The sequence below is a fragment of the Streptomyces beihaiensis genome (assembly GCF_026274175.1).
GTDB lineage: Bacteria > Actinomycetota > Actinomycetes > Streptomycetales > Streptomycetaceae > Streptomyces > Streptomyces beihaiensis.
This window is the reverse complement of the sequence record NZ_JAPHNL010000273.1, coordinates 1-25,477: the sequence shown is the minus strand read 5'-3', so window position 1 is coordinate 25,477 and position 25,477 is coordinate 1. Positions and strand designations below refer to the sequence as shown.

The 25,477-nt window shown below is 70.7% G+C and carries 22 protein-coding genes, 4 tRNA genes and 1 pseudogene; 15 read left to right on the top strand and 12 right to left on the bottom strand.

Annotated elements, in window-relative coordinates; genetic code table 11:
• Positions 1 to 44: 44 nt before the first annotated feature.
• The 7 genes from OFY01_RS22460 (at position 45) to purM (ending at position 6,331) form a co-directional block, all read left to right on the top strand.
• Positions 45 to 941 (top strand): helix-turn-helix domain-containing protein, encoded by an 897-nt coding sequence (locus tag OFY01_RS22460; RefSeq protein ID WP_266602727.1) that lies wholly within the window; start codon positions 45 to 47, stop codon positions 939 to 941.
• Positions 938 to 1,201, top strand: coding sequence for a DUF397 domain-containing protein (locus OFY01_RS22455; RefSeq protein WP_266602725.1), 264 nt, complete (start codon positions 938 to 940; stop codon positions 1,199 to 1,201). Before OFY01_RS22460 ends, OFY01_RS22455 begins: the two co-directional genes overlap by 4 nt.
• Before the next feature lie 29 nt (positions 1,202 to 1,230).
• Positions 1,231 to 1,746, top strand: a complete 516-nt coding sequence (locus OFY01_RS22450) for a GNAT family N-acetyltransferase (protein ID WP_266602723.1) — start codon at positions 1,231 to 1,233, stop codon at positions 1,744 to 1,746.
• A 9-nt stretch (positions 1,747 to 1,755) separates the two neighbouring features.
• Positions 1,756 to 2,556, top strand: coding sequence for a maleylpyruvate isomerase family mycothiol-dependent enzyme (locus OFY01_RS22445; protein ID WP_266602721.1), 801 nt, complete (start codon positions 1,756 to 1,758; stop codon positions 2,554 to 2,556).
• Positions 2,557 to 2,621: 65 nt separating this feature from the next.
• Positions 2,622 to 3,506: an META domain-containing protein gene (locus OFY01_RS22440; protein ID WP_266602719.1), complete on the top strand. Its 885-nt coding sequence runs from the start codon at positions 2,622 to 2,624 to the stop codon at positions 3,504 to 3,506.
• A gap of 164 nt (positions 3,507 to 3,670) precedes the next feature.
• Positions 3,671 to 5,197: an amidophosphoribosyltransferase gene (gene purF, locus OFY01_RS22435; protein ID WP_266602717.1), complete on the top strand. Its 1,527-nt coding sequence runs from the start codon at positions 3,671 to 3,673 to the stop codon at positions 5,195 to 5,197.
• 69 nt (positions 5,198 to 5,266) lie between these two features.
• Positions 5,267 to 6,331 carry a phosphoribosylformylglycinamidine cyclo-ligase gene (gene purM, locus OFY01_RS22430; RefSeq protein ID WP_266602716.1) on the top strand — a complete coding sequence of 355 codons (1,065 nt, stop codon included), beginning with the start codon at positions 5,267 to 5,269 and terminating at the stop codon, positions 6,329 to 6,331.
• A 299-nt stretch (positions 6,332 to 6,630) separates the two neighbouring features.
• Here the strand turns inward: purM and OFY01_RS22425 are convergent, their stop codons facing one another.
• On the bottom strand, positions 6,631 to 6,888 hold the full coding sequence (locus OFY01_RS22425; RefSeq protein ID WP_266602714.1) for a DUF3073 domain-containing protein: 258 nt from the start codon (positions 6,886 to 6,888) through the stop codon (positions 6,631 to 6,633).
• 296 nt (positions 6,889 to 7,184) lie between these two features.
• Positions 7,185 to 8,294 carry a Leu/Phe/Val dehydrogenase gene (locus tag OFY01_RS22420; RefSeq protein ID WP_266602712.1) on the bottom strand — a complete coding sequence of 370 codons (1,110 nt, stop codon included), beginning with the start codon at positions 8,292 to 8,294 and terminating at the stop codon, positions 7,185 to 7,187.
• A gap of 285 nt (positions 8,295 to 8,579) precedes the next feature.
• Between OFY01_RS22420 and OFY01_RS22415 the strand changes: the two genes are divergently transcribed.
• Together OFY01_RS22415 and bldC are read left to right on the top strand one after the other, a co-directional pair.
• Positions 8,580 to 9,422: a hypothetical protein gene (locus OFY01_RS22415; RefSeq protein ID WP_266602710.1), complete on the top strand. Its 843-nt coding sequence runs from the start codon at positions 8,580 to 8,582 to the stop codon at positions 9,420 to 9,422.
• Positions 9,423 to 9,985: 563 nt separating this feature from the next.
• On the top strand, positions 9,986 to 10,192 hold the full coding sequence (gene bldC, locus OFY01_RS22410; RefSeq protein ID WP_003949541.1) for a developmental transcriptional regulator BldC: 207 nt from the start codon (positions 9,986 to 9,988) through the stop codon (positions 10,190 to 10,192).
• Positions 10,193 to 10,699: 507 nt separating this feature from the next.
• Here the strand turns inward: bldC and OFY01_RS22405 are convergent.
• The 3 genes from OFY01_RS22405 to hrpA form a co-directional block, all read right to left on the bottom strand.
• Positions 10,700 to 10,927: a DUF6274 family protein gene (locus OFY01_RS22405; RefSeq protein ID WP_266602708.1), complete on the bottom strand. Its 228-nt coding sequence runs from the start codon at positions 10,925 to 10,927 to the stop codon at positions 10,700 to 10,702.
• A 114-nt stretch (positions 10,928 to 11,041) separates the two neighbouring features.
• Positions 11,042 to 11,116: transfer RNA gene (locus tag OFY01_RS22400), tRNA-Asp, on the bottom strand.
• A 96-nt stretch (positions 11,117 to 11,212) separates the two neighbouring features.
• Positions 11,213 to 15,241: an ATP-dependent RNA helicase HrpA gene (hrpA, locus tag OFY01_RS22395; protein WP_266602706.1), complete on the bottom strand. Its 4,029-nt coding sequence runs from the start codon at positions 15,239 to 15,241 to the stop codon at positions 11,213 to 11,215.
• A gap of 377 nt (positions 15,242 to 15,618) precedes the next feature.
• On the opposite strand from hrpA, the gene OFY01_RS22390 reads away from it, so the two are divergent.
• The 3 genes from OFY01_RS22390 to OFY01_RS22380 are packed head-to-tail and all read left to right on the top strand — an operon-like array spanning position 15,619 to position 17,797.
• Positions 15,619 to 15,990, top strand: a complete 372-nt coding sequence (locus OFY01_RS22390) for a hypothetical protein (protein ID WP_266602705.1) — start codon at positions 15,619 to 15,621, stop codon at positions 15,988 to 15,990.
• Positions 15,987 to 16,793 carry a thioesterase II family protein gene (locus OFY01_RS22385; RefSeq protein ID WP_266602704.1) on the top strand — a complete coding sequence of 269 codons (807 nt, stop codon included), beginning with the start codon at positions 15,987 to 15,989 and terminating at the stop codon, positions 16,791 to 16,793. The genes OFY01_RS22390 and OFY01_RS22385 overlap by 4 nt, the downstream gene beginning before the upstream one ends.
• A 17-nt stretch (positions 16,794 to 16,810) precedes the next feature.
• Positions 16,811 to 17,797 carry an aldo/keto reductase gene (locus OFY01_RS22380; RefSeq protein WP_266602703.1) on the top strand — a complete coding sequence of 329 codons (987 nt, stop codon included), beginning with the start codon at positions 16,811 to 16,813 and terminating at the stop codon, positions 17,795 to 17,797.
• Here OFY01_RS22380 and OFY01_RS22375 read toward each other — a convergent pair.
• Positions 17,757 to 18,113: pseudogene (locus OFY01_RS22375) on the bottom strand (NDP-hexose 2,3-dehydratase family protein); the annotation flags it as partial. The gene OFY01_RS22380 and the pseudogene OFY01_RS22375 sit on opposite strands and share 41 nt — an antisense overlap.
• A gap of 107 nt (positions 18,114 to 18,220) precedes the next feature.
• Between OFY01_RS22375 and OFY01_RS22370 the strand changes: the two are divergent.
• On the top strand, positions 18,221 to 18,775 hold the full coding sequence (locus tag OFY01_RS22370; protein ID WP_323135545.1) for an SAM-dependent methyltransferase: 555 nt from the start codon (positions 18,221 to 18,223) through the stop codon (positions 18,773 to 18,775).
• Positions 18,776 to 18,896: 121 nt separating this feature from the next.
• Positions 18,897 to 19,505 (top strand): rhomboid family intramembrane serine protease, encoded by a 609-nt coding sequence (locus OFY01_RS22365; protein WP_266602702.1) that lies wholly within the window; start codon positions 18,897 to 18,899, stop codon positions 19,503 to 19,505.
• Positions 19,506 to 19,827: 322 nt separating this feature from the next.
• Here OFY01_RS22365 and OFY01_RS22355 read toward each other — a convergent pair.
• The 6 genes from OFY01_RS22355 to OFY01_RS22330 form a co-directional block, all read right to left on the bottom strand.
• Positions 19,828 to 19,904, bottom strand: a tRNA-Phe gene (locus OFY01_RS22355).
• Between the two features lie 27 nt (positions 19,905 to 19,931).
• Positions 19,932 to 20,006, bottom strand: a tRNA-Asp gene (locus OFY01_RS22350).
• Positions 20,007 to 20,021: 15 nt separating this feature from the next.
• Positions 20,022 to 20,094 (bottom strand) — tRNA-Glu (locus tag OFY01_RS22345).
• Positions 20,095 to 20,174: 80 nt separating this feature from the next.
• A complete protein-coding gene (locus tag OFY01_RS22340; RefSeq protein ID WP_266602701.1) occupies positions 20,175 to 21,824 on the bottom strand; it encodes a metallophosphoesterase family protein in 1,650 nt (549 codons plus the stop codon).
• A 222-nt stretch (positions 21,825 to 22,046) separates the two neighbouring features.
• Complete coding sequence (locus OFY01_RS22335) at positions 22,047 to 22,397, bottom strand: metallopeptidase family protein (protein ID WP_266602700.1); 351 nt, start codon at positions 22,395 to 22,397, stop codon at positions 22,047 to 22,049.
• Between the two features lie 322 nt (positions 22,398 to 22,719).
• A complete protein-coding gene (locus OFY01_RS22330; protein ID WP_266602698.1) occupies positions 22,720 to 22,953 on the bottom strand; it encodes a hypothetical protein in 234 nt (77 codons plus the stop codon).
• 533 nt (positions 22,954 to 23,486) lie between these two features.
• On the opposite strand from OFY01_RS22330, the gene OFY01_RS22325 reads away from it, so the two are divergent.
• The coding region (locus tag OFY01_RS22325) for a DEAD/DEAH box helicase (RefSeq protein WP_407700403.1) at positions 23,487 to 25,477 on the top strand (1,991 nt) is incomplete at its 3' end.

The window sequence follows — 25,477 nt, the reverse complement described above, 5'->3', positions numbered from 1 at the left end:
GTTACGTACGATTGGCGGGCATGCCCGCAGGAGGAACGGACACGGTGGCAGCGAAGACAGGGCCGACGATCCGGCGTATGCAACTCGGGCAGGAACTACGGCGACTGCGTGAGCAGGCGGAGAGGGAGGACGGCACGGGGCGCGGGTTGACGCGGGTGCAGGCGGTCAAGGGGACCAGCGTCTCCGACTCGCAACTGCACCGGGTAGAGAAGGGGGTTACCAGTCTCCCCAAGGTGGAGCAGCTCCGGCAGTTGCTCGACCGATACGGCGTCACCGATCCGGACGACGTGGACTTCCTCCTGGACGTGCACAAGAACTCGCTGAACCGGGGCTGGTGGTCGCCGTACCGCACCTTCATGCCCTCTGGGTTCAACCTCAGCGTGGGCCTTGAGGGCGACGCCAAGATTCTCCGTGTCTACCAGCCGGACGTCGTGTTCGGGTGGTTCCAGACCTCGGCGTACGCGCGGGCCATGTTCGAGAGCGCCAAGCCGGTCGATGAGCGCACCACCGAGTTCGTCGAGCGGAACGTTGAGATCCGGATGCGCCGCAAGGAGGCCATCACACGCAGTGTGCACCCGGTGGAGATTCACGCGATTCTCGACGAGGCCGTCCTGCGACGTGTGTACGGCGGGCCGGACGTGATGCGGGAGCAGTACGAACACCTGAGGGAACTGGCCACGCTGGATCATGTCACGGTGCAGATTCTGCCGATGAGCCAGCCGGTCTATCGGGCTGGCCAGAACTTCATCCTCATGGAGTTCGAGTCGCCGCTGCCAAGCATGGTGAGCGTCGACAGCTTCGCCTCGGTGAATGTCACCGACAAGGACGCGGAAATCTGGTCCTACCGGCGCCGGTTCGACGCCATGCGGGCCGAGGCCGCCGGGCCGAGGGAAACACGCGAGTACCTGAAACGAGCAGCACGAGAGTTGGAACGGTCATGAACATCCCCGAAGAAGCCTGGTTCAAGTCCTCCTACAGCGACCAGACGGGTGGCAGCTGCGTCGAGGTGGCCAATCTCTGGTTCAAGTTCTCCTACAGCAGCGACGCCGGCGGCAACTGCGTCGAGGTGGCCGACCTCGCCCGCACCCACGCCCACATCGCCGTCCGCGACTCCAAGCGCCCCGACGGCCCCGTCCTCGCCCTCCCGCCGGAGGCGTTCGCCGCGTTCGTCGGGCATGTGGGCCGCAGGCGCAGGCCGTAGCGGTCACCGTGCGCGGGAAGGAGGACCTGGTGTACTTGCGGAACGTCACCACGGACGACGTCGACGCCTACCTCCGGATGCGTTGCGATCCGGTGATGATGAAGGATCTCGGGGGACCGTTGCCCCGCGACGGCATCAAGGACAAGGTCCGCCGGGACGCCGAGGCGGCCTCCGCCGACGCCTCCTGGATCAAGATGATCGTCCCCGATCCCCGTATCCCTGAGGTCGTCGCCGGTTCGGTCGTCATCTGGTCGCACGACGAGGGCGGGGAGCAGGTGTCGGAGATCGGGTGGATGATCCTGCCCGAGTACCAGGGCCGCGGCCTCGGCAAGCTCGCGGCGCGCACGCTCCTCGAACAGGCCAGGGACGAGGACCGCTGGGGAGACGTCCACGCCTTCCCAGCGACGGGCAACGCCCCCTCGAACGGCATCTGCGGATCCCTCGGCTTCCGCCTCCTCGGCCGAGTCGACGTGGACTTCGCCGACCGTGTCATCCACAGCAACCACTGGGTGATCAGCCCCCGTTCCGACCTGCCGAAGTCATAGGCTCACCCCATGCCGCCCGCAACAAAGAAACGCACCCGTTCCTACGACGCCGACAAGGTCACGGCCGCCGTCGTGGCGCAGTTCGAGGCCGTGCGGAAGGCGGTCGCGGGGCTCACGCCCGAGCAGCTCGCGGCGCCGACGCGGCTCGGGGAGTGGACCGTTCGGGATCTCGCCGCGCACTTCACCATGGCCATGGACTTCGCGTGCCGCGCCGTGGCCGAACCCGCCCCGACCGTCGCCGACTTCGGGTTCCTCGACTACTTCGGGCTCTCCGCGAAGGGGGCCCCTGCCGTCGCGGAGGCCGTGCCCCGGCTCGCGGCGAGCGCGACGCTCGACGAGCTGTTCGCGCGGACGAGCGAGCGCATCGCCGAGAACCTGGTGCCGGGCATTCCGGGTGACCGGCCCGTCGCCACCCGGATCGGGGCCATGACGTACGCCGACCTGATGGTCACCCGCGCCATCGAGGTCGTCGTGCACAGCGACGACCTCGATGGCGCGCTGCCCGGCCTCGACCTTCCGTACGAGCGGCAGGCCCTGGCCGCCTGTACGCGCGTGTTCGCCGACGCGCTCGCCGCGAAGGCGCCGGGCGCGTCGACCGAGGTGCGGATTCCGCCGTTCGCGGTCGTCCAGTGCGTGGCGGGGCCCCGGCACACGCGCGGCACCCCGCCCAACGTCGTCGAGACGGACCCGCTGACCTGGGTGCGGCTCGCCACAGGGCGGACCCGGTGGGCGGAGGCCGTCCACGAGGCTCTGGTCAGCGCCAGCGGGGAACGGGCCGACCTGGAAGGGCTCTTGCCGATCATGGCGTGAGTGTGAGCGTGTGCGTGTGCGTGCGGCCGGTGGAACCGATCGGGTGCCTCCCCCGTCCCATGGGCATGTCCACGCAACGCAGCACACGCCCCCGCGTCGGCACCCGTGCCCGCGCTCTGCTCGCCGTCGCCCTGCCCCTGGCCGCGCTCCCCGCCCTCGCGGCGTGCGGCACCCAGCAGGCGCCCGGCTCCGGCAAGGCGGGCACGGTGTCCGCGTCGGTCGACGGCGTGCGGTGGACCGTGCGGAGCGTCACCGCCGACGGGCGGACCCTGACGTCGTCCGGCCGCGCCTACCTGGAGTTCTCCGGTGGCCGGGTGCGCGGCAACGACGGCTGCAACGACTTCGACGCCGCCGCGCCGATCAACGGGGACAGCGTCCACGTGGGCACGGCGAAGTCCACCGACAGGGCGTGCGTCGACAGCAAGCAGCGCACCTTCGAGAAGACCTTCGCGCACGCCCTCGGCGAGAAGAACAAGATCAGCGTGGGCGGCGCGGACCACGACCGCCTCACCCTCACCGGCCCGAGCGGCGGCGACACCATCGACCTCGTCAAGCAGCGCGACGCCAAGCTCATCGGCACCAAGTGGAGCGTCACGACCCTCTACTCCCACGGCGCCGCCCAGCCGTTCGCCGCGCCGTCGGCGCCCGTGGAGGAGCCCGGCGCCTCCCGTGCCACACCGGGACTCGTCTTCACCAAGGACAGCCAGGGCGCCGTCCACGTCGACGTGAGCCTCGGCTGCAAGAGCGGCCGCGCCACGGTCACCATCGCGAACGGTCACCTCACCATCGGCCGGATCACCTCGCCCGGCATGCACTGCATGGCGATCACCGGCGGCGAGGAGGCCGTCCTCCACGTCCTGGGGCAGAAGCTGAGCTACGACATCCAGGGCGACAGCCTCACTCTGACGGCCCCGGACGGGACGGGGCTCGGACTGACCGCCGCCAAGTGACCGTATGGCGCATTCATATGATCGGACGAAAAACGAACCCGACGTGATACCCGTCATGGTGCGAAACCACAAACCCCCGAAAACAGCGGGAAGCGGCGGTCCGGCCGCCTGACCGGCCTCGTAGCCCGTACGGGTGATCCCTGTTCTCCGGGTACAGTTCTTATGTGCGCGGTGACGGTCGACTCAATCACGACCTGCTCCCCGGAGAGAAAGGCCCCCAGGACGCTTGTGGCGTCTTCGGTGTCTGGGCTCCCGGCGAAGAGGTCGCAAAGCTCACGTACTTCGGGCTCTACGCCCTCCAGCATCGGGGCCAGGAATCCGCGGGAATCGCGGTCAGCAACGGCTCCCAGATCCTCGTCTTCAAGGACATGGGACTGGTCTCCCAGGTCTTCGACGAGACCTCTCTCGGCTCCCTCCAGGGCCACATCGCGGTCGGACACGCCCGCTACTCCACCACCGGTGCCTCGGTGTGGGAGAACGCCCAGCCGACGTTCCGTGCCACGGCGCACGGTTCGATCGCGCTCGGCCACAACGGCAACCTGGTCAACACGGCACACCTCGCCGAACTCGTGGCGGACCTGCCGAAGGACACCAACGGCCGCTCGACCCGGGTGGCCGCCACCAACGACACCGACCTGCTCACCGCGCTCCTCGCGGCCCAGGTCGACGCCGAGGGCAAGCCGCTGACCATCGAGGACGCCGCACACACGGTGCTGCCCCAGGTGCGTGGCGCCTTCTCGCTCGTCTTCATGGACGAGCACACCCTGTACGCCGCCCGCGACCCGCAGGGCATCCGCCCGCTGGTCCTGGGCCGCCTGGAGCGCGGCTGGGTCGTCGCCTCCGAGACCGCCGCGCTCGACATCTGCGGCGCCAGCTTCGTCCGCGAGATCGAGCCGGGCGAGTTCGTCGCCATCGACGAGAACGGCCTGCGAACGTCCCGATTCGCTGAAGCAAAGCCCAAGGGCTGCGTCTTCGAGTACGTGTACCTGGCCCGCCCTGACACGGACATCGCGGGCCGGAACGTGTACCTGTCCCGCGTCGAGATGGGCCGCCGCCTGGCGAAGGAGGCGCCCGTCGAGGCCGACCTCGTCATAGCGACCCCGGAGTCCGGCACCCCCGCCGCGATCGGCTACGCGGAGGCATCCGGCATCCCGTTCGGCAGCGGCCTGGTGAAGAACGCCTACGTCGGCCGCACCTTCATCCAGCCGTCCCAGACGATCCGTCAGCTCGGCATCCGCCTGAAGCTGAACCCGCTCAAGGAAGTCATCAAGGGCAAGCGCCTGGTCGTCGTCGACGACTCGATCGTGCGCGGCAACACCCAGCGCGCCCTGGTCCGCATGCTCCGCGAGGCGGGCGCCGCCGAGATCCACATCCGGATCTCCTCGCCGCCCATCAAGTGGCCCTGCTTCTTCGGCATCGACTTCGCCACCCGCGCGGAACTGATCGCCAACGGCATGTCGGTCGAGGAGATCGGCACGTCGCTCGGCGCCGACTCGCTCTCCTACATCTCCATCGACGGCATGATCGAGGCCACCACCATCGACAAGCCGAACCTGTGCCGTGCCTGCTTCGACGGCGAGTACCCGATGGAGCTTCCCGACCCCGAGCTGCTCGGCAAGCAGCTCCTGGAGACGGAACTGGCCGCGGGCCCCGCGTCCACGGCCGCGTCCGACGCGATCCGCCGCCCGTAAGCCCGTCATCCCGAATGGGCGTGGCGGCGGCCTCGTAACCACCTTCACCAACCCGAAAGATCCCAGGCAATGTCTGAGACTGGCGCCAGTTACGCGTCCGCAGGTGTCGACATCGAAGCGGGCGACCGCGCCGTCGAGCTGATGAAGGAGTGGGTGAAGAAGACCAAGCGCCCCGAGGTGCTCGGCGGCCTCGGCGGCTTCGCGGGCCTCTTCGACGCCTCCGCGCTCAAGAAGTACGAGCGGCCGCTGCTCGCCTCCGCCACCGACGGCGTCGGCACCAAGGTCGACATCGCCCGGCAGCTCGGCGCCTACGACACGATCGGCCACGACCTCGTCGCGATGGTCATGGACGACATCGTGGTGTGCGGCGCCGAGCCGCTGTTCATGACCGACTACATCTGCGTCGGCAAGGTCCACCCCGAGCGTGTCGCCGCGATCGTGAAGGGCATCGCCGAGGGCTGCGTCCTCGCGGGCTGCGCCCTGGTCGGCGGCGAGACGGCCGAGCACCCGGGCCTGCTCGGCCCGGACGACTTCGACGTCGCGGGCGCCGGTACGGGCGTCGTGGAGTACGACAACCTGCTGGGCCCGGATCGTATCCGTACGGGTGACGCGGTGATCGCCATGGCGTCGTCCGGCCTTCACTCGAACGGGTACTCGCTCGTCCGTCACGTCCTCCTGGACCGCGCGGGCATGTCCCTGGACCAGCACGTCGACGAGCTCGGCAGGACGCTGGGAGCCGAGCTCCTGGAGCCCACGAAGATCTACTCGCTCGACTGCCTCGCCCTGACCTCCACGGCCCCCGTGCACGCCTTCAGCCACATCACGGGCGGCGGCCTCGCCGCCAACCTCGCCCGTGTCGTCCCGGACGGCCTGCACGCCGCCGTGGACCGCTCCACGTGGACGCCGGGCGCCGTCTTCGACCTGGTCGGCCGGGCCGGGCAGGTGGAGCGCCTGGAGCTGGAGAAGACGCTCAACATGGGCGTCGGCATGATGGCGATCGTGCCGCAGGAGGCGGTCGACGTCGCACTCGCGACGCTCGCGGACCGGGGCGTGGACGCCTGGGTGGCCGGCGAGATCACCGACCGCGGCGACCACACGACCGGCGCCGAGCTGACGGGCGACTACGCGAAGTAACCGCCGAAGAGGCCAGAGAGCCGAGAGACCAACGAAAGCCGAGAGAACCACGAGAGCCACTGTCCGGGTGTCCGGGCAGCGGCTTTCTGCTTGTACGGACGGCTCGTACGGATGCGTACGGATGGCTCGTACGGATGCGTACGGATGGCTCGTACGGATGGTTTGCACGGATCGCTCGTACGGATCGCTCGTACGGATCGCGCAAGCCCCGGCTATGCGGACAGCACCTCACCCGGTCCGGCGTATCGCCACCCCGGACCGGGTGAGGTGCTGTATGCGGTTGCGGACGCCTTACGAGGTCAAGCGCCGCGGCGCTGCGACGAGGGACCGGACTCGTCCGAGTCCTCGTCGTCCTCGTCGTCACTGCTGTACAAATCCGCGTAACGGGCGTACAGGTCGTCCTCGTCGCCTTCTTGCGGCTCGCCGTTCGACGGCCGCTGCGGCGAATTCGAAGCGCCCAGCTCGTTGGCCAGACGCGACAGGTCAGTCCCACCGCTGTTGTACTTCAGCTGGCGGGCGACCTTCGTCTGCTTGGCCTTGGCCCGGCCGCGCCCCATGGCTCGACCCCCTCGGTGACGGGGCTCGACGGCCCCAGAGTCTTGACACGCGTTCATGATCTGGAACGGACTCCCTACAAGGAGACCGGTCCGTAGGGCTTCCACGGTACCTGAGCCCGCGCCCATACGGTACGTCGCCCACAGCACGTGCCGGGGCGCAGGACCGGCAAGAAGCCCTTTCCTCGCTGGTCAGGCGCGATTTTAACCTTTTCCTGACGCACGACACGGCGGGCGGAGTGACGCTTGTTACCTCGGGGTGCTACGGCCGGGGCCGCAGCACCCCCGGTCGGCGATTCTCAGCCCGCCGCGCGGGCCTCCGCCATGCGCTGTTCGGCGATCCGGTCGGCGGCCGCGGCCGGCGGGATGCCGTCCGCCTTTGCGCGGGCGAAGATCCCCAGGGTGGTGTCGAAGATCTTCGCCGCCTTGGCCTTGCACCGGTCGAAGTCGAAGCCGTGCAGCTCGTCGGCGACCTGGATGACGCCGCCCGCGTTCACCACGTAGTCGGGCGCGTACAGGATGCCGCGGTCGGCGATGTCCTTCTCGACGCCCGGGTGCGCGAGCTGGTTGTTGGCCGCGCCGCACACCACCTTCGCGGTCAGGACCCGCACCGAGTCGTCGTTCAGGGCGCCGCCGAGCGCGCACGGGGCGTAGATGTCCAGGCCGTCCGTGCGGATCAGCGCGTCCGTGTCGGCGGCCACCGCGACCTCGGGGTGGCGTTCGACGACCCGCCGCACCGACTCCTCGCGCACGTCGGTCACCACGACCTCGGCGCCGTCCGCGAGCAGATGCTCGACCAGGTGGTGGCCCACCTTCCCGACACCCGCGATGCCGACCTTGCGGTCGCGCAGCGACGGGTCGCCCCACAGGTGCTGGGCGCTGGCCCGCATGCCCTGGAAGACGCCGTAGGCGGTCAGCACGGACGAGTCGCCCGCCCCGCCGTTCTCCGGGGAGCGCCCGGTGGTCCAGCGGCACTCGCGCGCCACCACGTCCATGTCGGCGACGTACGTGCCGACGTCGCACGCGGTGACGTAGCGGCCGCCGAGGGAGGCCACGAAACGTCCGTAGGCGAGCAGCAGCTCCTCGCTCTTGACGCCGCCGTGCTCACGGTCGGCGGGGTCGCCGATGATGACGGCCTTGCCGCCGCCGTGGTCGAGGCCGGCCAGGGCGTTCTTGTACGACATGCCGCGGGCCAGGTTGAGCGCGTCGGCGACGGCCTCGGCCTCGGTGGCGTACGGGTAGAAGCGGGTGCCGCCGAGGGCCGGGCCCAGGGCGGTGGAGTGGATGGCGATGACGGCCTTGAGGCCGCTGGAGCGGTCCTGGCAGAGCACGACCTGCTCGTGGCCCCCCTGGTCCGAGTGGAACAGTGTGTGGAGGACGTCTGCTGTTTCGCCGGTCACATCGGTCACTGTGGTGACTCCCAAGTACGTAGCGGCGGTCGGGCGGGCCCCGTGCGGGTGGCGGGACTCCGCCCTGCTCGGTGTACTGCGAGCACGAGATTAGAGCGTCGGCGGGCCCGCCATGGCCGCAGTGCCGAGGATCACTCTCTCGCGTGGGTGTCCGCGGGCGCGCGTCAGTGCCCGTGGGTGTCCGTGGGTGTCCGTGGGCGTGCGTGGGTGCCCGCGGGGATCGTCTTGAGCCACGTGGCACGATTTGGAGTGTTTTCAGGACCGTGGGCGGGGGAGGGAGCAGCCGTGCCCAAGGTGTCGTCGGTGACCGTCCCGTACGCGGCGTATCTGCGCGTCTACGAGCCCCTGGCCGCGTTCCCGCGCCGCGAGCGCGACCACTGGGAGCGTTACGCGAAGCGGGAGCGGCTGCCGTCCTGCCAGGACGAGCTGCGCCGCTCCCTCGCCGACCTGGTGCCGGTGCCGCCGGTGGCCGTGCCGGTGCACGAGAGCGACGACGCGTTCGTCCTGGAGGCGGAGGGCGTGCTGTGCGTGTGCCCGTGGCGCACCCGGCTGCGGGGCTGGCAGGCGCTCGCCGAGCTGCCGGGCCGGCTGCCGCCGACGGTGCTCGACGCGGTGCTGCCGCCGGTGGTGCGCCGCCAGGCCGCCGACGACTACGAGCGCTGGCTGGAGCTCAACCCGGACGCGCGGCCCTGGATCAGGACGTCGACGTGGCAGGTGCCGCTGTCCTGGTTCGTGCTCGTCTCGGACGCGGAGCGGCGTTACGAGCACAAGGGCGCCGAGGAGGGCCCCCTGCTGCGGTACCGCACGCCGATGGTGCAGGCCAGGCGGCGGGTGGCGCGGGGTCTGAAGGCGCTGAGGGACGCGATCGACGAGGGGCCGCTGATCGACGGCCTGGTGGACGTGGGGCGCTGGCTGGAGGAGTTCCACCCGCGCTCCTACGTCGAGTTGGACTACGGCGGACTCGTGCACGTGCTGCCGCCGGGCTTCCTGGCCGAAGACCACTCGGCGGCGGACGTCGCCGAGGGCATCGCGGCGCTGCGGCGCGGTGACGGCGAGGGCGCGGGCGAGGCGTACGCGCGGCTCGTGGAACGCTGGCGGTCGGTGCGGGACCGCCAGTACGCGAACTGACCGGTACGCGAACTGACCGGTACGCGAACTGACCAGTACGCGAATCTCATCCAGTCCGCGTACCGACCACCCGGCCCCCGCGGACCGGCCGCCGGCCCGCGGACCGAAGGACCTACGTCCCGATCCGGGCGTTTGACTCAAGCACGGCTCAAGCGTGATAGAGCGCACTTACCCCGACCTTGCGCCCATCACCCCTCCTCGTGCCAAAATAGGACAAGGAGTCCGGGGAGGGCTCCTTCCGTCCAACTGAGGACGGAACACTCGGCATCGCACTGTCTTTGGGGGGTCCGGTGACTCCTGAGCGCTCTGTGACTGATCGTCACGGTCGCGTGACTGTCCGCTATGGCATGGTCCATCGGCTTCCGTCGCTGATGAACACCTGGGAGGGCAATTCCATCGGTTTGGCCGACGCGGCTGGACAGATGGTGTAGTTGTAGTGCCGAGGACAAGCCGTTCGTCCTATAACCGACTCGACTCGCGTCCGCCATTTCGGGCAACGCGGGTCAAGGTGCAGAATTTAGAGGAAAGAACCGAGAACGTCGGTTCTCCCGAGGAGGCCGCTCATGACCGCTCGCACCCCTGATGCCGAGCCGCTGCTGACCCCCGCCGAGGTCGCCACCATGTTCCGCGTCGACCCGAAGACGGTCACGCGCTGGGCGAAGGCCGGCAAGCTCACGTCGATCCGCACGCTCGGCGGGCATCGCCGTTACCGCGAGGCCGAGGTCCGCGCCCTGCTGGCGGGCATTCCGCAGCAGCGCAGCGAGGCCTGAGGCACCGCACAACGCAGTAAAACCGGGCACTTCGGGTCCCCCAACCCGCCCGTGCCCAGAGCACATGCTCCATACGACGCGGGTTCTGCCCCAACAGCCCCACGCCCACTGAAGCGTCATCTCCACTGCATCACGGGTGCGTCGTCGATCGCGCTGGACTCCGCCGGGTCCAGCGCGATCTTTTTTGTGCGCGCCGGACGGGGTTCCCGCGGGTAGCCGTGGGTGGTCCTGTTCGACTCTGAGCGGGGCCGGTCCGGCGCTGGTTCGGGGTCGGCCAAGAGGTCGGCCAAGGGCTAGGCGGTGGATGTGTCAGGGTGGTGCAATTGCACATATTAAATTGAGCCGTTGTAGGAAGGGTGTAAGAAACGGTGTTTCCAAAACTCTTCCGGTGACACCCGTCACATGTTCGAACTCTTGTTGCTGGCGGCGCGCTTGCGTTAATGGAGGCGGAGGCTGCGAACTCCCTCCAGAGTCCCACCTCTTGAGGGCCGCGTAGGTCGCCGTTGGTCACTCCTTGGAGGGACTTTGGGCCCCATTGCCCCTGCGGCCGTCCTGATGCCCGTCCAGGGCCTTCGAGGGGGGCTTCGGCCCCGGGGTCGGGGGTGCTGTCATCGCGAGTCTGAGCAGCTGGTGGCAGACCGGGCAGTGCCGGGTGAGGTGCCGATAGCCGGACGCGGCGGCGAGGTGGGCGCGCAACAGCGCGCGCGTCTCGTGCCGCCGTGCCGTCGCGTTCATGGGCTCCGCCTCCTGGTTCCGGGGTACCGAGCCCGAGTTCCCCAGTCAAGGCGTCTCACACACGCGAAGAGGCCCGCACCGAACGGTGCGAGCCTCAACTGCCTTCTTCTGATGCGGTCCTGACGGGATTTGAACCCGCGGCCTCCACCTTGACAGGGTGGCGAGCACTCCAAACTGCTCCACAGGACCAGGTTTCGCGGCGTCGGCGCCCGGCGCCGTGCTGCGAAACGAGACTCTACAGCAGCGCAGGCCCGCCGGTCGAATTCACCCTGGGTAACCCGACGGCTACGGCACCTGCGCGTCGATCGCCTTCACGATCCGCTTGTCCGAGACCGGATACGCCGTGCCGAGCGCGTGCGCGAAGTAGCTGACCCGCAGCTCCTCGATCATCCAGCGGATGTCCAGGACCTCCCGCGGCACCGGCCGCCCCTGCGGCATCTGTTCGAGCAGCCACGCGTACTCGTCCTGCATCTCGTGGACCTTCTCCATGCGGGTCGTGTCCCGCTGGACGTTGGTCGGCATCTGCTGAAGCCGCCGGTCGGCCGCGACGAGATAGCGCAGCAGGTCCGGCAGGCGGCGCACTCCCGTGGCCGTGACGAACCCCGGCTTCACCAGCGCGTCCAACTGCGCCCGCACGTCCTGGAGGTTGGGCAGCAGCGCCGGGCTCTTCGCCGACTTCAGGCGCCGCTCGCACGCCTGCCAGGCCGCGAGGACCTGCTGCACCTGGTCGACCGTCCGCACGGTCGTGTCGACGATCTCGGCGCGCACCTTGTCGTAGAGCTTCCGGTAGGACTCCTCGTCCCACACCGGCCCCCCGAACTCCGCGATCAGCCGGTCCGCCGCCGCCATCGCGCAGTCCTCGAACAGGGCCTGCACCGAACCGTGCGGGTTGGCCGACAGGGCGAGCTTCGCCGCGTTGCTCAGCTTGTCCGAGGCGAACTTGCCCGGGTTCACCGGGATGTTCCGCAGGATGAGCCGGCGCGTGCCCTTCCACATGGCCCGCGCCTGCTCGGCCTCGGTGTCGAAGAGGCGTACGGAGACGGTGCCCGCCGCCGGGCCGTCGTCGACCAGCGCCGGATACGCCTTGACGGGCTGCCCGGCCCGCCGCGTCTCGAAGACCCGGGAGAGCGTGCCGATCGTCCAGTCCGTCAGCCCCGTGCGTTCGACGGACGGGCCGCCCGCGCGCTCGGCCGTCGCCGCGGCGGCCTTGGAGATCGCCTGCCGCGCCTTCGGCCTGAGCTTCAGCTTCAGCGCCTCCAGGTCCTTGTCCTCGGCGAGCCGCCTGCGTCGCTCGTCGACGATCCGGAAGGTGATCTTCAGATGGTCGGGCACGCGGGACAGGTCGAAGTCGTCCGCCGACACCGGCACCCCGACCATCCGCTGCAACTCACGCGCGAGCGTGACCGTCAGCGGCTCCCGCAACGGCACCGCCCGCTCCATGAACGCCTTCGCGAAGTTCGGCGCGGGCACGTAGTTGCGCCGGATCGGCTTCGGCAGCGACCGGATCAGCTCGACGACGACCTCCTCGCGCAGCCCGGGGATCTGCCAGTCGAACCCTTCGTCCGACACCTGGTTGAGCACCTGCAGCGGAATGTGCACGGTCACACCGTCCGCGTCCGCCCCCGGCTCGAACTGGTAGGTCACCCGGAACTTCAGCTGCCCCTGCCGCCAGGAGTCCGGATAGTCCGCCTTGGTGACGGCCTCCGCGGACTCCCGGATGAGCATGGACCGCTCGAAGTCGAGCAGCTCCGGCTCCTCGCGCTGCTTCTGCTTCCACCACGAGTCGAAGTGGGCGCCGGACACGACATGCTCCGGGACCCGCTGGTCGTAGAAGTCGAAGAGCGTCTCGTCGTCGACGACGATGTCACGGCGCCGCGCCCGGTGCTCCAGCTCCTCCACCTCGGTCAGCAGCCTGCGGTTGTCGGCGAAGAACTTGTGGTGCGTACGCCAGTCGCCCTCGACCAGCGCGTTGCGGATGAACAGCTCGCGGGAGACCTCCGGGTCGATCCGCCCGTAGTTCACCTTCCGCTGCGCGACCAGCGGGACACCGTACAAGGTCACCTTCTCGTACGCCATCACCGCCGCCTGGTCCTTCTCCCAGTGCGGCTCGCTGTACGTGCGCTTGAGCAGGTGCTCGGCGAGCGGCTCGACCCACTCGGGCTCGATCTTCGCGTTGACCCGCGCCCAGAGCCGGGAGGTCTCCACGAGCTCGGCGGACATCACGAACCGCGGCGGCTTCCTGAACAGCGCGGAGCCCGGGAAGATCGCGAACTTGGCGTTGCGGGCGCCCACGTACTCACTGCGCCCGCCCCGCTCGCGCTGCTGCTTGGGATCCTTCTCCCTGGACTCCCTTGACTCCTTGGACTCCTTCACGTCCTTCATCCCGATGTGGGAGAGGAGGCCGGACAGGAGGGAGATGTGGATGTGGTCGTCGGGAGCGGGTGTGTCCGGGTCGTTGAGGTGAATTCCCATCTGCTTGGCCACGGTCCGCAGCTGGGTGTAGATGTCCTGCCACTCACGGATCCGCAGGAAGTTCAGGTACTCCCGCTTGCACATCCGCCGGAACGCCGACGAACCGAGCTCGCGCTGCTGCTCGCGCACGTACCGCCACAGATTCAGGAAGGCCAGGAAGTCACTGGTCTCGTCCTTGAACCGGGCGTGCAGCTGGTCCGCCTGTGCCTGCTTGTCCTGCGGCCGCTCGCGCGGGTCCTGGATGGACAGCGCCGCGGCGATCACCATGACCTCGCGCACGCACCCGTTCTTGTCGGCCTCCAGGACCATCCGGGCGAGCCGCGGGTCGACCGGCAGCTGCGCCAGCTTCCTGCCCTGCTGGGTGAGCCGCTTGCGTACGTCCTTCTGCTTCGGGTCGAGCGCCCCGAGCTCCTGGAGCAGCTGGACGCCGTCACGGATGTTGCGGTGGTCCGGCGGGTCGATGAACGGGAACTTCTCGATGTCACCGAGCCCGGCCGCGGTCATCTGCAGGATGACGGAGGCGAGGTTGGTGCGCAGGATCTCGGCATCGGTGAACTCCGGCCGGGCGAGGAAGTCGTCCTCGCTGTACAGCCGGACGCAGATGCCGTCCGAGGTACGCCCGCACCGCCCCTTGCGCTGGTTGGCGCTGGCCTGGCTGACGGGCTCGATGGGCAGCCGCTGCACCTTCGTGCGGTGCGAGTAGCGCGAGATACGGGCGGTGCCCGGGTCGATCACGTACTTGATGCCGGGCACGGTGAGCGAGGTCTCGGCGACGTTCGTCGCAAGAACGATCCGCCGCCCGCTGTGCCGCTGGAAGACACGGTGCTGCTCGGCGTGCGAAAGGCGCGCGTAGAGGGGAAGGACCTCGGTGTTCCGGTACTTCTTCTTCTCCAGCGCGTCCGCGGTGTCGCGGATCTCGCGCTCGCCGGAGAGGAACACGAGGATGTCGCCCGACCCCTCGCGCTGCAGCTCCTCCACGGCATCGGTGATCGCGGTGATCTGATCCCGGTCGGAGTCCTCACTGTCCTCTTCGAGCAGCGGCCGGTACCGCACCTCCACCGGATACGTACGCCCGCTGACCTCGACGATCGGCGCGTCGCCGAAGTGCCGCGAGAACCGCTCGGGGTCGATGGTGGCGGAGGTGATGACGACCTTGAGGTCGGGCCTGCGCGGCAGCAACTGCGCCAGATACCCGAGCAGGAAGTCGATGTTGAGGGACCGCTCGTGAGCCTCGTCGATGATGATCGTGTCGTACGCGCGCAGGTCGCGGTCGGTCTGGATCTCGGCCAGCAGGATGCCGTCCGTCATGAGCTTGACGAACGTGGCGTCCTGGTCGACCTGGTCGGTGAACCGCACCTTCCAGCCCACCGCCTCGCCCAGCGGCGTGCTCAGCTCCTCGGCGACCCGCTCGGCGACCGTACGGGCCGCGATGCGGCGCGGCTGGGTGTGCCCGATCATGCCGCGCACGCCGCGCCCGAGGTCGAGACAGATCTTCGGGATCTGGGTGGTCTTCCCGGACCCGGTCTCACCTGCGACGATCACGACCTGGTGGTCGCGGATCGCGTCGGCGATCTCGTCCTTCTTCTGGCTGACCGGAAGCTGCTCGGGATACGTGACGTCGAGCGCCGCCCGGCGCTCACGGCGCGCGTCCGTGCGCACGGCGGCCTTCTCGGCCTCCGCGTCGATCTCGGCGACGACGGCGGCGCGGGCCTCGGGCCCCCGGATCTTGCGGGCACCTTCGAGCCTGCGGCCGAGACGGTGCGCGTCGCGCAGGGACAGGTCGGACAGGCGCCGGGCCACGGCGGCGATCCGATCAGCGGAGGGAGCGGGCTGCGTAGACATACGGGGTCCAGGATCTCACCTCCGGGAAATCGGTGGCGAACGGTTTTGGCGCCGGGCCGACGGCGCCACGGGCGGCTCCGCCGAGCGTGGCCCCGTACGCGTACCTGCCGTCACGCCCGACGGGGTGTTCCGGCGCCGCGTGGGGCGTGCTGGAGCATCTCTTGCCTTCGCTTTCTCGGCTGCGTGCGAGTGCGTGCGAGTGCGTGCGAGTGCGTGCGACTGAGTGCGAACGGGCGCTTGGGCACGGCGAATTCATGAAAGATCCGTGGTGGTTCCCCGTGCGAAATCATGCGCCCCCGAACGGTCCTCGGGCCGCCGGGCCAGGAGGATGAAGCTGCAATGTGCAATGCGAGAACCAGCAAGGGGGACGAATGTGCATGGAACCGGACGAAGGTGACCGAGAACCGTCCGTCGAGATCTGCGACGACGGTCTGCGTTATTACGCGGACACGCTCCGGGGGAGCCCCGTTCCGAGCGACTGCCCGCAGTGCCTGTTCGACCTGGGGCTCACGCAGCGCGCTTCGGACGGAAGCCTCGCCCCCATCCCGCCGCGCCTCGCCGCCGGGGCGCAGATGGACCGGATGCGGCGCGAGATCGAGGAGCAGAGGGAATCGCTCGCGACGCTGTGTGAGTCCGTCGCCCGGGCGCAGGAGATCTACCTGGGCAGTTACGGCCGCAGGGACTCGCAGGTCCCCATCACTGCCCGGCGTGCCCGCCGCGGCAACGGGCGGGCGGGGAGCGCGGCATGACACACGCTCCCGGTCCCCGGCCCACGAACCGGGGCGGTCCGCCCGCCCCGCCGACCGGCTCCCGGTGGCTGCGCCGCTTCCACCGCGCCCCACAGGGCGCCCCGCCGCTGCTGGTGCTGCCGCACGCGGGCGGCAACGCCTCGTACTTCTTCCCGCTGTCGGCGGCCCTGGAGCCGTACGCCGACGTGCTGGTGGTCCAGTATCCCGGCCGCCAGGAGCGGTTCGGGGAGCCGTGCGTGGAGTCGCTGCACGACATGGCGGACCTGATCACGTCCGAACTCCTGAACGCGCCGGGCGCCCTGCTCGACCGCCCGCTCGCCGTCCTCGGACACAGCATGGGCGCCTCCCTCGCCTTCGAGGTGGCCTGCCGGCTGCGCGACGCGGGCCACCCGCCCGCCGCCCTGACCGTCTCGGGGCGGCGCGCGCCGTCGATCCCCGCGCCGGGCTCGGTGCACCTGGCCGACGACACGCGTCTCATTGCGGACATGAAGCTGCTCGGCGGCACCGACGAGCGGATGCTCGACCACCCGGAGCTGCTGGCCGCGATCCTGCCCGCCGTGCGCAGTGACTACGTGGCCACCGAGACCTACCGGTTTCGCGGCGCCGAGCCGCTGGACTGCCCGGTCACCGCGCTCATCGGCGACACCGACCCCCGGGTCGACGAGCCGCAGGCACGGGCCTGGCGCACCCACACCACCGGTGCCTTCCGCCTGCGCACGTACGCGGGCGGCCATTTCTTCCTCGTACCCCACCTGGAAGCCGTCGTGTCGGAGCTGCGCGCCGACCTGCCGGCCCCCACCTGATCCGAAAGGACACCCCCATGAAGTACCGCGTCATCGGAAGCTCCCCCGAGACCCGTCGCGAGGTCAGCGTGCTGAGCCTCGGCGCCATGACCTTCGGCTCCACCGTCGACGAGGCCACGTCCTTCGCGATCCTCGACCGGTTCGCCGAGGCCGGCGGCACCTTCATCGACACCTCCAACAACTACGCGTTCTGGGTGCACGGCACCCGGGGCGGCGAGAGCGAGGAGCTGGTCGGCCGCTGGCTCAAGTCCCGCGGCGTCGGCGACGAGTTCACCATCGCCACCAAGCTGGGTGCCCGCCCCAACCAGCCCACGCGGACGTTCAGCCTCGACGTCGAGGGCCTGTCGGCGAAGGTCATCCGCGAGGCGGCGGAGGAGAGCCGCGAGCGCCTCGGCATCGAGAAGATCCACCTGCTGTACGCGCACATCATGGACGAGCACACGCCCCTGGAGGACACCGTCCAGGGCTTCGCCGACGTCGTCGCGGGCGGCGTGGCCGGTCTGCTCGGTGCCAGCAACCACTGGTCCTGGCGGATCGAGCGGGCCCGCGCCCTGGCCGCGGCCGCGGGTGTGCCCGGCTACGAGGTGCTCCAGCACCACCACAGCTACCTGCGCCAGCGCACCGACATCCCGAGTCTGCGCTCGCCCGACGGCAACCAGGGCCTGACCAGCGGCGACCTGCTCAGCTACCTGCGGGCCAACCCGGAGCTGACCCAGGTCGCGTACTCACCGCTGATCTCGGGCGCGTACGTGCGCGACGACAAGCCGCTCGGTCCGGGCTTCGACCACGCGGGCACCCAGCCGCGGCTCAAGGCGGTCCGCGAGGTGGCGGCCGAGACCGGGGCCGGCGTCAACCAGGTCGTCCTGTCCTGGCTGATGGGCGGCGACATCCCGATTCTCCCGCTGGTCGGGGCTTCCTCGGTGGCTCAGCTGGAGGACAGCCTGGGCGCGGTCGACCTCGACCTCACCGAGGACCAGCGCGCGAAGCTCGACTCCGTCCACTGACGCGGGCGTGAAGCCGGGCCGGGCGCTGTCCGGCCCGGCCTATGAGGTCCTGCGGCGAGGGTAGGCGGTAGGCGGGCGGAGAGCGCGGGACGCCGGATGCCGGCGACGCGCCGGGTGTCCGGACCGGGCCCATCGGGGCCATGTCGCGGTTGCTCTTGTGCGGAAACCAGGGGCCTTGTTCGGACTGGAGGCTGTCGGTGAGTATCGGGCCCTCGTCCCGCGCCCGCGCGTCCTCGGCGAAGTACTCGATGTACTCCTCCACGTCCGAGCCGCCGTGCACCTTGGTGACGTTGCCGTGAGCCTGCACGCTGGGGAAGAGCTGGAGCTGCCGACGCCCGCTGCGACGGCGCCAGGCGCGGGTCCGGCGGCGCGCCGGGCCCGTTGTAGGGCACGTACCGCACCGGCACCCGGGGTGCCGACGTCATCGAGCCCTGGTCGGCCCGGCGCCCCGAACTGAAGGTGCTCGACGTGGGCTGCGGTCATGGGCTCACCGGCTGCATCCTCGCCGAGCGGCACCCGGCGGCCCGGGTCGACGCGCAGGACTGGTCCAGCGTCCTCGCCGTCGCCGAGGCCAACGCCGAACGGCTCGGGGTGCGCGACCGGGTGCGGCTGCTGCCCTGCGACGCCTTCGACGTGCCGCTCGACGGTCCGTACGACCTGATCGTGGTCGGCAACCTGCTCTTCCACTTCGCCCCGGACCGCGCCGCCGAACTGGTGCGCCGCCTCGCCGGGGCGCTCAAGCCGGACGGGCGCCCGGTCACGGTCGGTTTCACCACCGGCGACCAGTCGCCCGCGCAGGAGCCGCACGCCCACCTGCTCGGCCTGCTGTTGCTGTCCTGGACGGCGGGCGGCGAGCTGCACTCGACCGAGGCGTACGGCGCGATGCCGGCCGCCGCCGGGCTGACCGGGACCGAGCTGACCGCCCGTCCCGGCCTTCCGCTGCGTGTGCAGGTCGCGGGCCGGTCCGGCCCCTCGTGAGCAGGCTGTTCGAGTTCGGATCCACCGACCCCGAGGTGGGCGTGCAGCATAGTCACGAGGACGGGGCACCGCCCGGCCGCCGGGCCGGGCCGACCCAGACGGGAACAGGAGTACGTCGCAGATGGAGACAGACAAGCGGCAGACATCGGTTGCGCCGACCACGGCAGCCGCACGAACGGGGCGGCGGGTGCCGGTCGCGACGGCCGCCGTGCTCCTGGTCACGGGCGCGACGACCGCCGCGCAGTTCGCCTTTCCCGGAGTGCTCGACGCGCTGCGCCGGGATCCGGACGCGCTCGCCGGCGGCGAGTGGTGGCGGGCGCTCTCGCCGCTGCTCGTGCAGTCGCCGCCGTGGCAGGCGGCCGTCACGGTCCCGGCGATCGCCGCGCTCGGCGTTCCGGTCGAGCGGATCTTCGGTTCGCGCGCGATGCTCGCGCTGTACCTCGTGCCGGGGGCGGTCGGTGAGGCGCTCGGCTACCTGTGGCAGCCGCACGGCGCCGGGAACTCGGTGGCCGACCTCGGTCTCGCCGGGGCCCTGGTCGCCTGGCTGTTCCTCGCGGCGGGCGAGCGCGGCTGGCCCGCCCCGCTGCTCAACCGGGTCCGGATCTGGGGCGGCGCGGTGCTCGCGGGCGCCGTCGTCGACACCGTCTTCCGTGACGTGCACGGTCTGCCGACCTTCGTCGGCGCGGGCATCGGCGCGGCGCTCCTCAGACGCCGCCGACGCCGCGTCTGACAGCTTCCCCCGTCAGCCCTACGGCCCGTGGTCACCGCCACGGGCCGTAGGGCTGTGCGGTACCGGCCCGTTCTCCCGGCCCCGGTGTCCCCCCTCGTCCAGGACAAACAGGCCGGCGCGCGTGGCCTGCGGTCCGGGTGGTGCTCGATCCGGCCGTGTCCGGGGGGGCCAGTCGTGGGGACCGCGCGGCTTCGGCCTGCGCGGCAGGCCCCGATGCGAAACGGTGTGGAACCACCTCGCCGACGCCTCCGTCGCGGCGCGGCTCGGTGGGCTGGAGTACGCGAAAGAGCCCCGGCGGCAGACCGTCCGGGGCTCTTCCTTGTGGTGGCTGGGGCCGGGATCGAACCGGCGACCTATCGCTTTTCAGGCGATCGCTCGTACCAACTGAGCTACCCAGCCACGCAGTCCACCGAAGTGGACTGCAAGCGGTCCTGACGGGATTTGAACCCGCGGCCTCCACCTTGACAGGGTGGCGAGCACTCCAAACTGCTCCACAGGACCAAGCTTTTCAACGCGTGCCCCCAACGGGATTCGAACCCGTGCTACCGCCTTGAAAGGGCGGCGTCCTAGGCCGCTAGACGATGAGGGCTATCGGCCCGCCTGGGCGCTTCTCAGCGCGTCGGGGACGTGAGAAGCATATGGGATGCGGGGAGGTATCGCCAAAACGGTTTAGTGGCGGCTCGTGGGCGGGGGCGAGGAAGACGGCTGGGAAGGCGAATGGGAAGGGAGTGGGGGCAGGCTTGGGGACGGGGTCGCGCCGGGCTGGTTCTCCTTGGGGAGATGGCGGCTGACCTCGGCCGTGGTCAGTCCGAGGCCGCCCAGGTGGATCTCGTCCCAGGCCTGGAGCCGCTTGGTCGAACGGTCCAGGTAGAGGACCGACGCCTCGACGGGGTCGGGGTTCTTGTCGTCGACCGCGCGCAGGCCGCTGCCGCCCGTCGAGCCCTCGATCCGCAGGCGGGTCCCCCGGGGGAGCACCTCCATCCGCTCGTGGTGGATGTGGCCCGCCAGGACCAGTGGCACCGTGCCGTCCGTCTCACGGGCCGCGACCGGGTTGTGGGTGAGGGCGATGTCGACCGGGGTGCCCGCGGCGCGCTGGGCGGTGACGGCCGAGGCCAGCCGGGTGCCCGCCAGGCGTTCGGCCGGGTCGCCCTCCGCCTTGACCGAGCGGTCCGGGGTGAACTGGGGGTCGCCGATCCCCGCGAAGCGCAGGCCCGCGACGGTGGCGGCGGCGCCGTTGTCGAGGACGTGGACGTTCGGGAAGCGTTTGCCGGAGGCCGTACGTGAGGTGAGGTACTTCTGCGTGGCGTTCTTCGAGTCGTGGTTGCCGCGGACCCATACGTAGGGTGCGCCCAGGTCCTTGATCGGGTCGAGGAAGCGGTTCTCGGCGGCCGAGCCGTGGTCCATCGTGTCGCCGGTGTCGACGACGACGGAGATCTTGTACTGCGCGACGAGCGATTCGATGATCTTCCATGCCGCCGGGTTGAGGTGGATGTCGGAGACGTGCAGGACGCGGATGGTGGACGGGTCCGGGCGGTACGCGGGGAGCGTGGAGGTCACGTCGTAGAGCTTGGTGACGTTGGTGACCAGGCGAGCCAGTTCCTGCTGGTAGACGTCGAACTCGGTGACGATGGAGCGCGCGCTGCCGACGACCGCGGGAGCCGAGGTGAGCAGTCCCGAGTACTTCGGTTCCAGGACGGACTTCGGGTTCCAGGTCGCGTACGCGGTGGCGCCCGAGGCGATGAGCAGGGTGAGGGCGAGTCCGCCCGCGGCGAGGGCGCGGCGGGGACGCCGGTAGACGACCAGGCCGAGGGCGGTGGCGCCGGAGACGACGGCCACGCAGGAGCGGACGGCCAGGTCGAGGGTGCCGTGCTCGACGTCGTGGGTGATCTCGGTCTGCAGGCCGGAGATGCGTTCGGGGTGGGCGACCAGTTCCTGGGAGCGGACCGGGTCGAGGCGGTCCACGTCGACGTCGAGGCGGAGCGGGCCGGTGTGGGAGTCGAGTGCGAGGGCGCCGAGCGGCGACACGTTGATCTTCGTGCCGCCGGTGAGGGAGGGGCGCAGCGTCATCCGGGTGTCCATCGGTCCGACGGGCGCGCGCACGCTGCCGACGACCAGCAGCCCGAGCCAGGCGCCGAGCAGGACGACGGCGACGAGGGCGAGGGCGCGGGCCCAGGGGTGGGAGCGGGACGTGCGCGCGAGTTCCAGGGCGGGGCCGGGGCCCGGCGGCCGTCGGCGGCCGGGCAGGAAGGCGGGCGGGGCGATGCGTATGCCCCGTAGGCGGTGGGCGACTCGGCGTATGGCGGCGGGTGGGCGGGCCATTGGGCGCGTATGCCCGTCAATGGTGGTGGATATGCGGCGAGGAGGGGAGAGAGGCAGGGGCGTGACGTGATGGTGCGGCCTTCGCTCCGGTCTCGCCCCAGCTCGGCTTTCGCCCCGGTCTTGGTCTTGGGCGTGGTCTCGGTCTTGGTCTTGGGCCTGGTCTCGGTCTTGGGCGTGGTCTCGGCCTCGGGGCCGCTCTCGGTCTTGGCCTTGGTCTCGGCCTCAGCCCCAGCCCAGTTCGTGGAGGCGGGCGTCCTCGATGCCGAAGTGGTGGGCCACCTCGTGGACGACCGTGACGGCCACCTCGTGGACGACGTCGTCCGGGCTCTGGCAGTGGCGGAGCGTGGGGCCCATGTAGACGGTGATGCGGTCGGGCAGGACACCGGCGTACCACTCGCCGCGCTCGGTGAGGGGCGTGCCTTCGTAGAGGCCGAGGAGTTCGGGGCCCTGGGCCGGCGGCTCGTCCTCCACGAAGACGGCCACGTTGTCCATGACCCGGGTCAGTTCGGGCGGGATCCGGTCGAGGGCGTCGCTCACCAGCTCTTCGAAGGTCTCGCGCGTCATCTCCAGCACACCGCCATTGTCGGGGGAGCGCGCCGTGCGTGTCCTCCCGTGGTGCGCGGGAGTTGGAGACGGTGACCCTGTCACGTGCCCGGAGGTGCTCGCCCGTGCGCCAGTTGTCCGTACCGCTTCGTGCCCTTCGCTTGGGCGGCCGACTGGGCGGCGTGGCCGTGACCACGGTCGCCGTCGCAGCGGCCGCCGGTTGTATGAGCGTGGCCGACGACGGCAAGCCGCCCGCCCCCGGCCACTCCGTGTCCGAGCACGGCCGGGGTGCGGCGCCGGAGGGGGCGGCCGTGGTGCCGGACGGCGGGGGCCGTGGAGCGGGGGCGCGTGGTCACGAGTCGGCGAGCCCGGGGGACTCGCCGTCGGCGTCGGAGTCGGCGACGCCGTCGGCATCGCCCTCGCCGACCGGGGCGAAGGCGGCCGGGCCGTCACCGTCGGCCTCGCGCGCCCGGCAGTCGCCGACCCCGGACGACCCGACGCCGAGCAGTACGGCGCCGTCCACGCCGCCGCAGAGCGCGCCCGCGACGCCGCCTCCCGCCACGCCGTCGCCCACGCCGTCGCCCACGGTCGCCGAGCCGTCGTCGTCCGCGCACGAGCAGAAGCTCGCCCCGCAGTCGGCGGCGCAGCCGGAACCGGAGCCGCAGGCCGGGGCGCCGGCGGGGTGAGCGTGGCGGGGGGCGCAGGGGTTGTGCGGGTGGGGGGCGGGGTGTGGGGGCTCAGGGGTCCGGCCAGGGCATCGGGCCGGCCAGGGCATCGGGCTGTTCAGGGTCCTCCGCCCCGGGCTTACCCGGAGTGTGTTTCCCGGGCTTCCGCGGGCTCTGTCCGGTCGGAGTCTTCGGGCACTCTCCGCCCCTCCGGGGTGGCCGTGCCGGGCCCCGTGCCGGGCCCCGTTCGGGGTCGGTTTGCCTTGAGGGGCGATGGGTGCGTATGGTGGTAGATCGTTTGATCCCATTTGCCCGGCACCGCTGAAGAGGGTGCCGTGTGGCGCGTACTCTCCCTTGCCGTGGCTGGACCGCATTGAGGCGGTCGATTTGCGAGTTTGCGAATACACGGAGTTGACGGGCGCGTGCCGAGACTCCGGAAGGTTTCGCATTTCGCATGTCCATTTTCCCTGCTGACCAGGCCATCTCCGATGTCGACCAGGCTGCCTCCGAGCAGACCGAGGCGACCGAGGTGACCGAAACGGCCGTGACGGCCGACGTCGCCGACATGGCTGAAACGGCCGACATGGCTGAAACGGCCGAGCCCACCATCACCTTCGCCGACCTCGGCCTGCCCGACCCCGTCGTGCGCAAGCTCGCGCAGAACGGTGTGACGACCCCGTTCCCGATCCAGGCCGCGACCATCCCGGACGCCCTGGCCGGCAAGGACATCCTGGGCCGCGGCCGTACCGGCTCCGGCAAGACGCTCTCGTTCGGCCTGCCGACGATGGCCCGCCTGGCCGGTGGCCGCACCGCCAAGCACCGCCCGCGCGCCGTCATCCTCACCCCGACCCGTGAGCTGGCGATGCAGGTCGCGGACGCGCTCCAGCCGTACGGCGACCAGGTCGGCCTGAAGATGAAGGTCGTCTGCGGCGGTACGTCGATGGGCAACCAGATCTACGCCCTGGAGCGCGGCGTCGACATCCTCGTCGCCACGCCGGGCCGTCTGCGCGACATCATCAACCGCGGCGCCTGCTCCCTGGAGGACGTCGAGGTCGCGGTCCTCGACGAGGCCGACCAGATGTCCGACCTGGGCTTCCTGCCCGAGGTGACGGAACTGCTCGACCAGGTCCCGGCGGGCGGCCAGCGGATGCTGTTCTCCGCCACGATGGAGAACGAGATCAAGACGCTCGTCGACCGCTACCTCAACGACCCGGTCTCGCACGAGGTCGACGCCGCCCAGGGCGCGGTGACGACCATGTCGCACCACATCCTCGTCGTGAAGCCGAAGGACAAGGCGCCGGTCACCGCGGCCATCGCGTCCCGCAAGGGCCGCACCATCATCTTCGTCCGTACGCAGCTGGGCGCCGACCGCGTCGCCGAGCAGCTGCGCGACGCCGGTGCGAAGGCCGACGCGCTGCACGGCGGCATGACGCAGGGCGCGCGCACCCGCACCCTCGCCGACTTCAAGGACGGTTACGTCAACGTCCTCGTCGCCACCGACGTCGCCGCGCGCGGCATCCACGTCGACGGCATCGACCTGGTCCTGAACGTGGACCCGGCGGGCGACCACAAGGACTACCTGCACCGTGCGGGCCGCACGGCGCGCGCGGGCCGCACCGGCACCGTCGTCTCCCTCTCCCTGCCGCACCAGCGCCGTCAGATCTTCCGCCTGATGGAGGACGCGGGCGTCGACGCCACGCGCCACGTCATCCAGGGCGGTGCGGCGTTCGACCCGGAGGTCGCCGAGATCACCGGAGCCCGGTCCATGACCGAGGTGCAGGCCGAGTCGGCCGGCAACGCGGCGCAGCAGGCCGAGCGTGAAGTCACCCAGCTGACCAAGCAGTTGGAGCGGGCCACGCGCCGCGCCGCCGAGCTGCGCGAAGAGGCCGACCGCCTGGTCGCCCGTGCCGCGCGTGAGCGGGGCGAGGACGAGGAGGGCGTGGCCGCCGCGGTCACCGCCGCCGCGGAGGCCGCCGCCGAGCAGGCCGCCGTCGAGGCGGCGCCGCGGAGCCAGGAGCGGGCCGAGAGCACGGACCGCCCGTCGGCGGGTGAGCCGCGCCAGCGCCGGGACGACCGGGGCAACTACGAGCGCCGTGACCGCCGCGAGGGCGGCTTCAACCGGGACCGGGACCGCGACCGGGACCGTGACCGTGGTGGTTTCCGCCGTGACAACGACCGTGGTGGTTTCCGTCGGGACGGCGACCGTGGTGGCCGCTCCTTCGAGCGCCGCGACGACCGCCGCGACAACGACCGTGGCGGCTTCAACCGCGACCGCGACCGCGACCGCGGGTTCGACCGCCGGGACAACGACCGTGGTGGCCGCTCCTTCGACCGCCGCGAGGGCGGCTTCAACCGGGACCGGGACCGCGACCGTGACCGTGGTGGTTTCCGCCGTGACAACGACCGTGGTGGTTTCCGTCGGGACGGCGACCGTGGTGGCCGCTC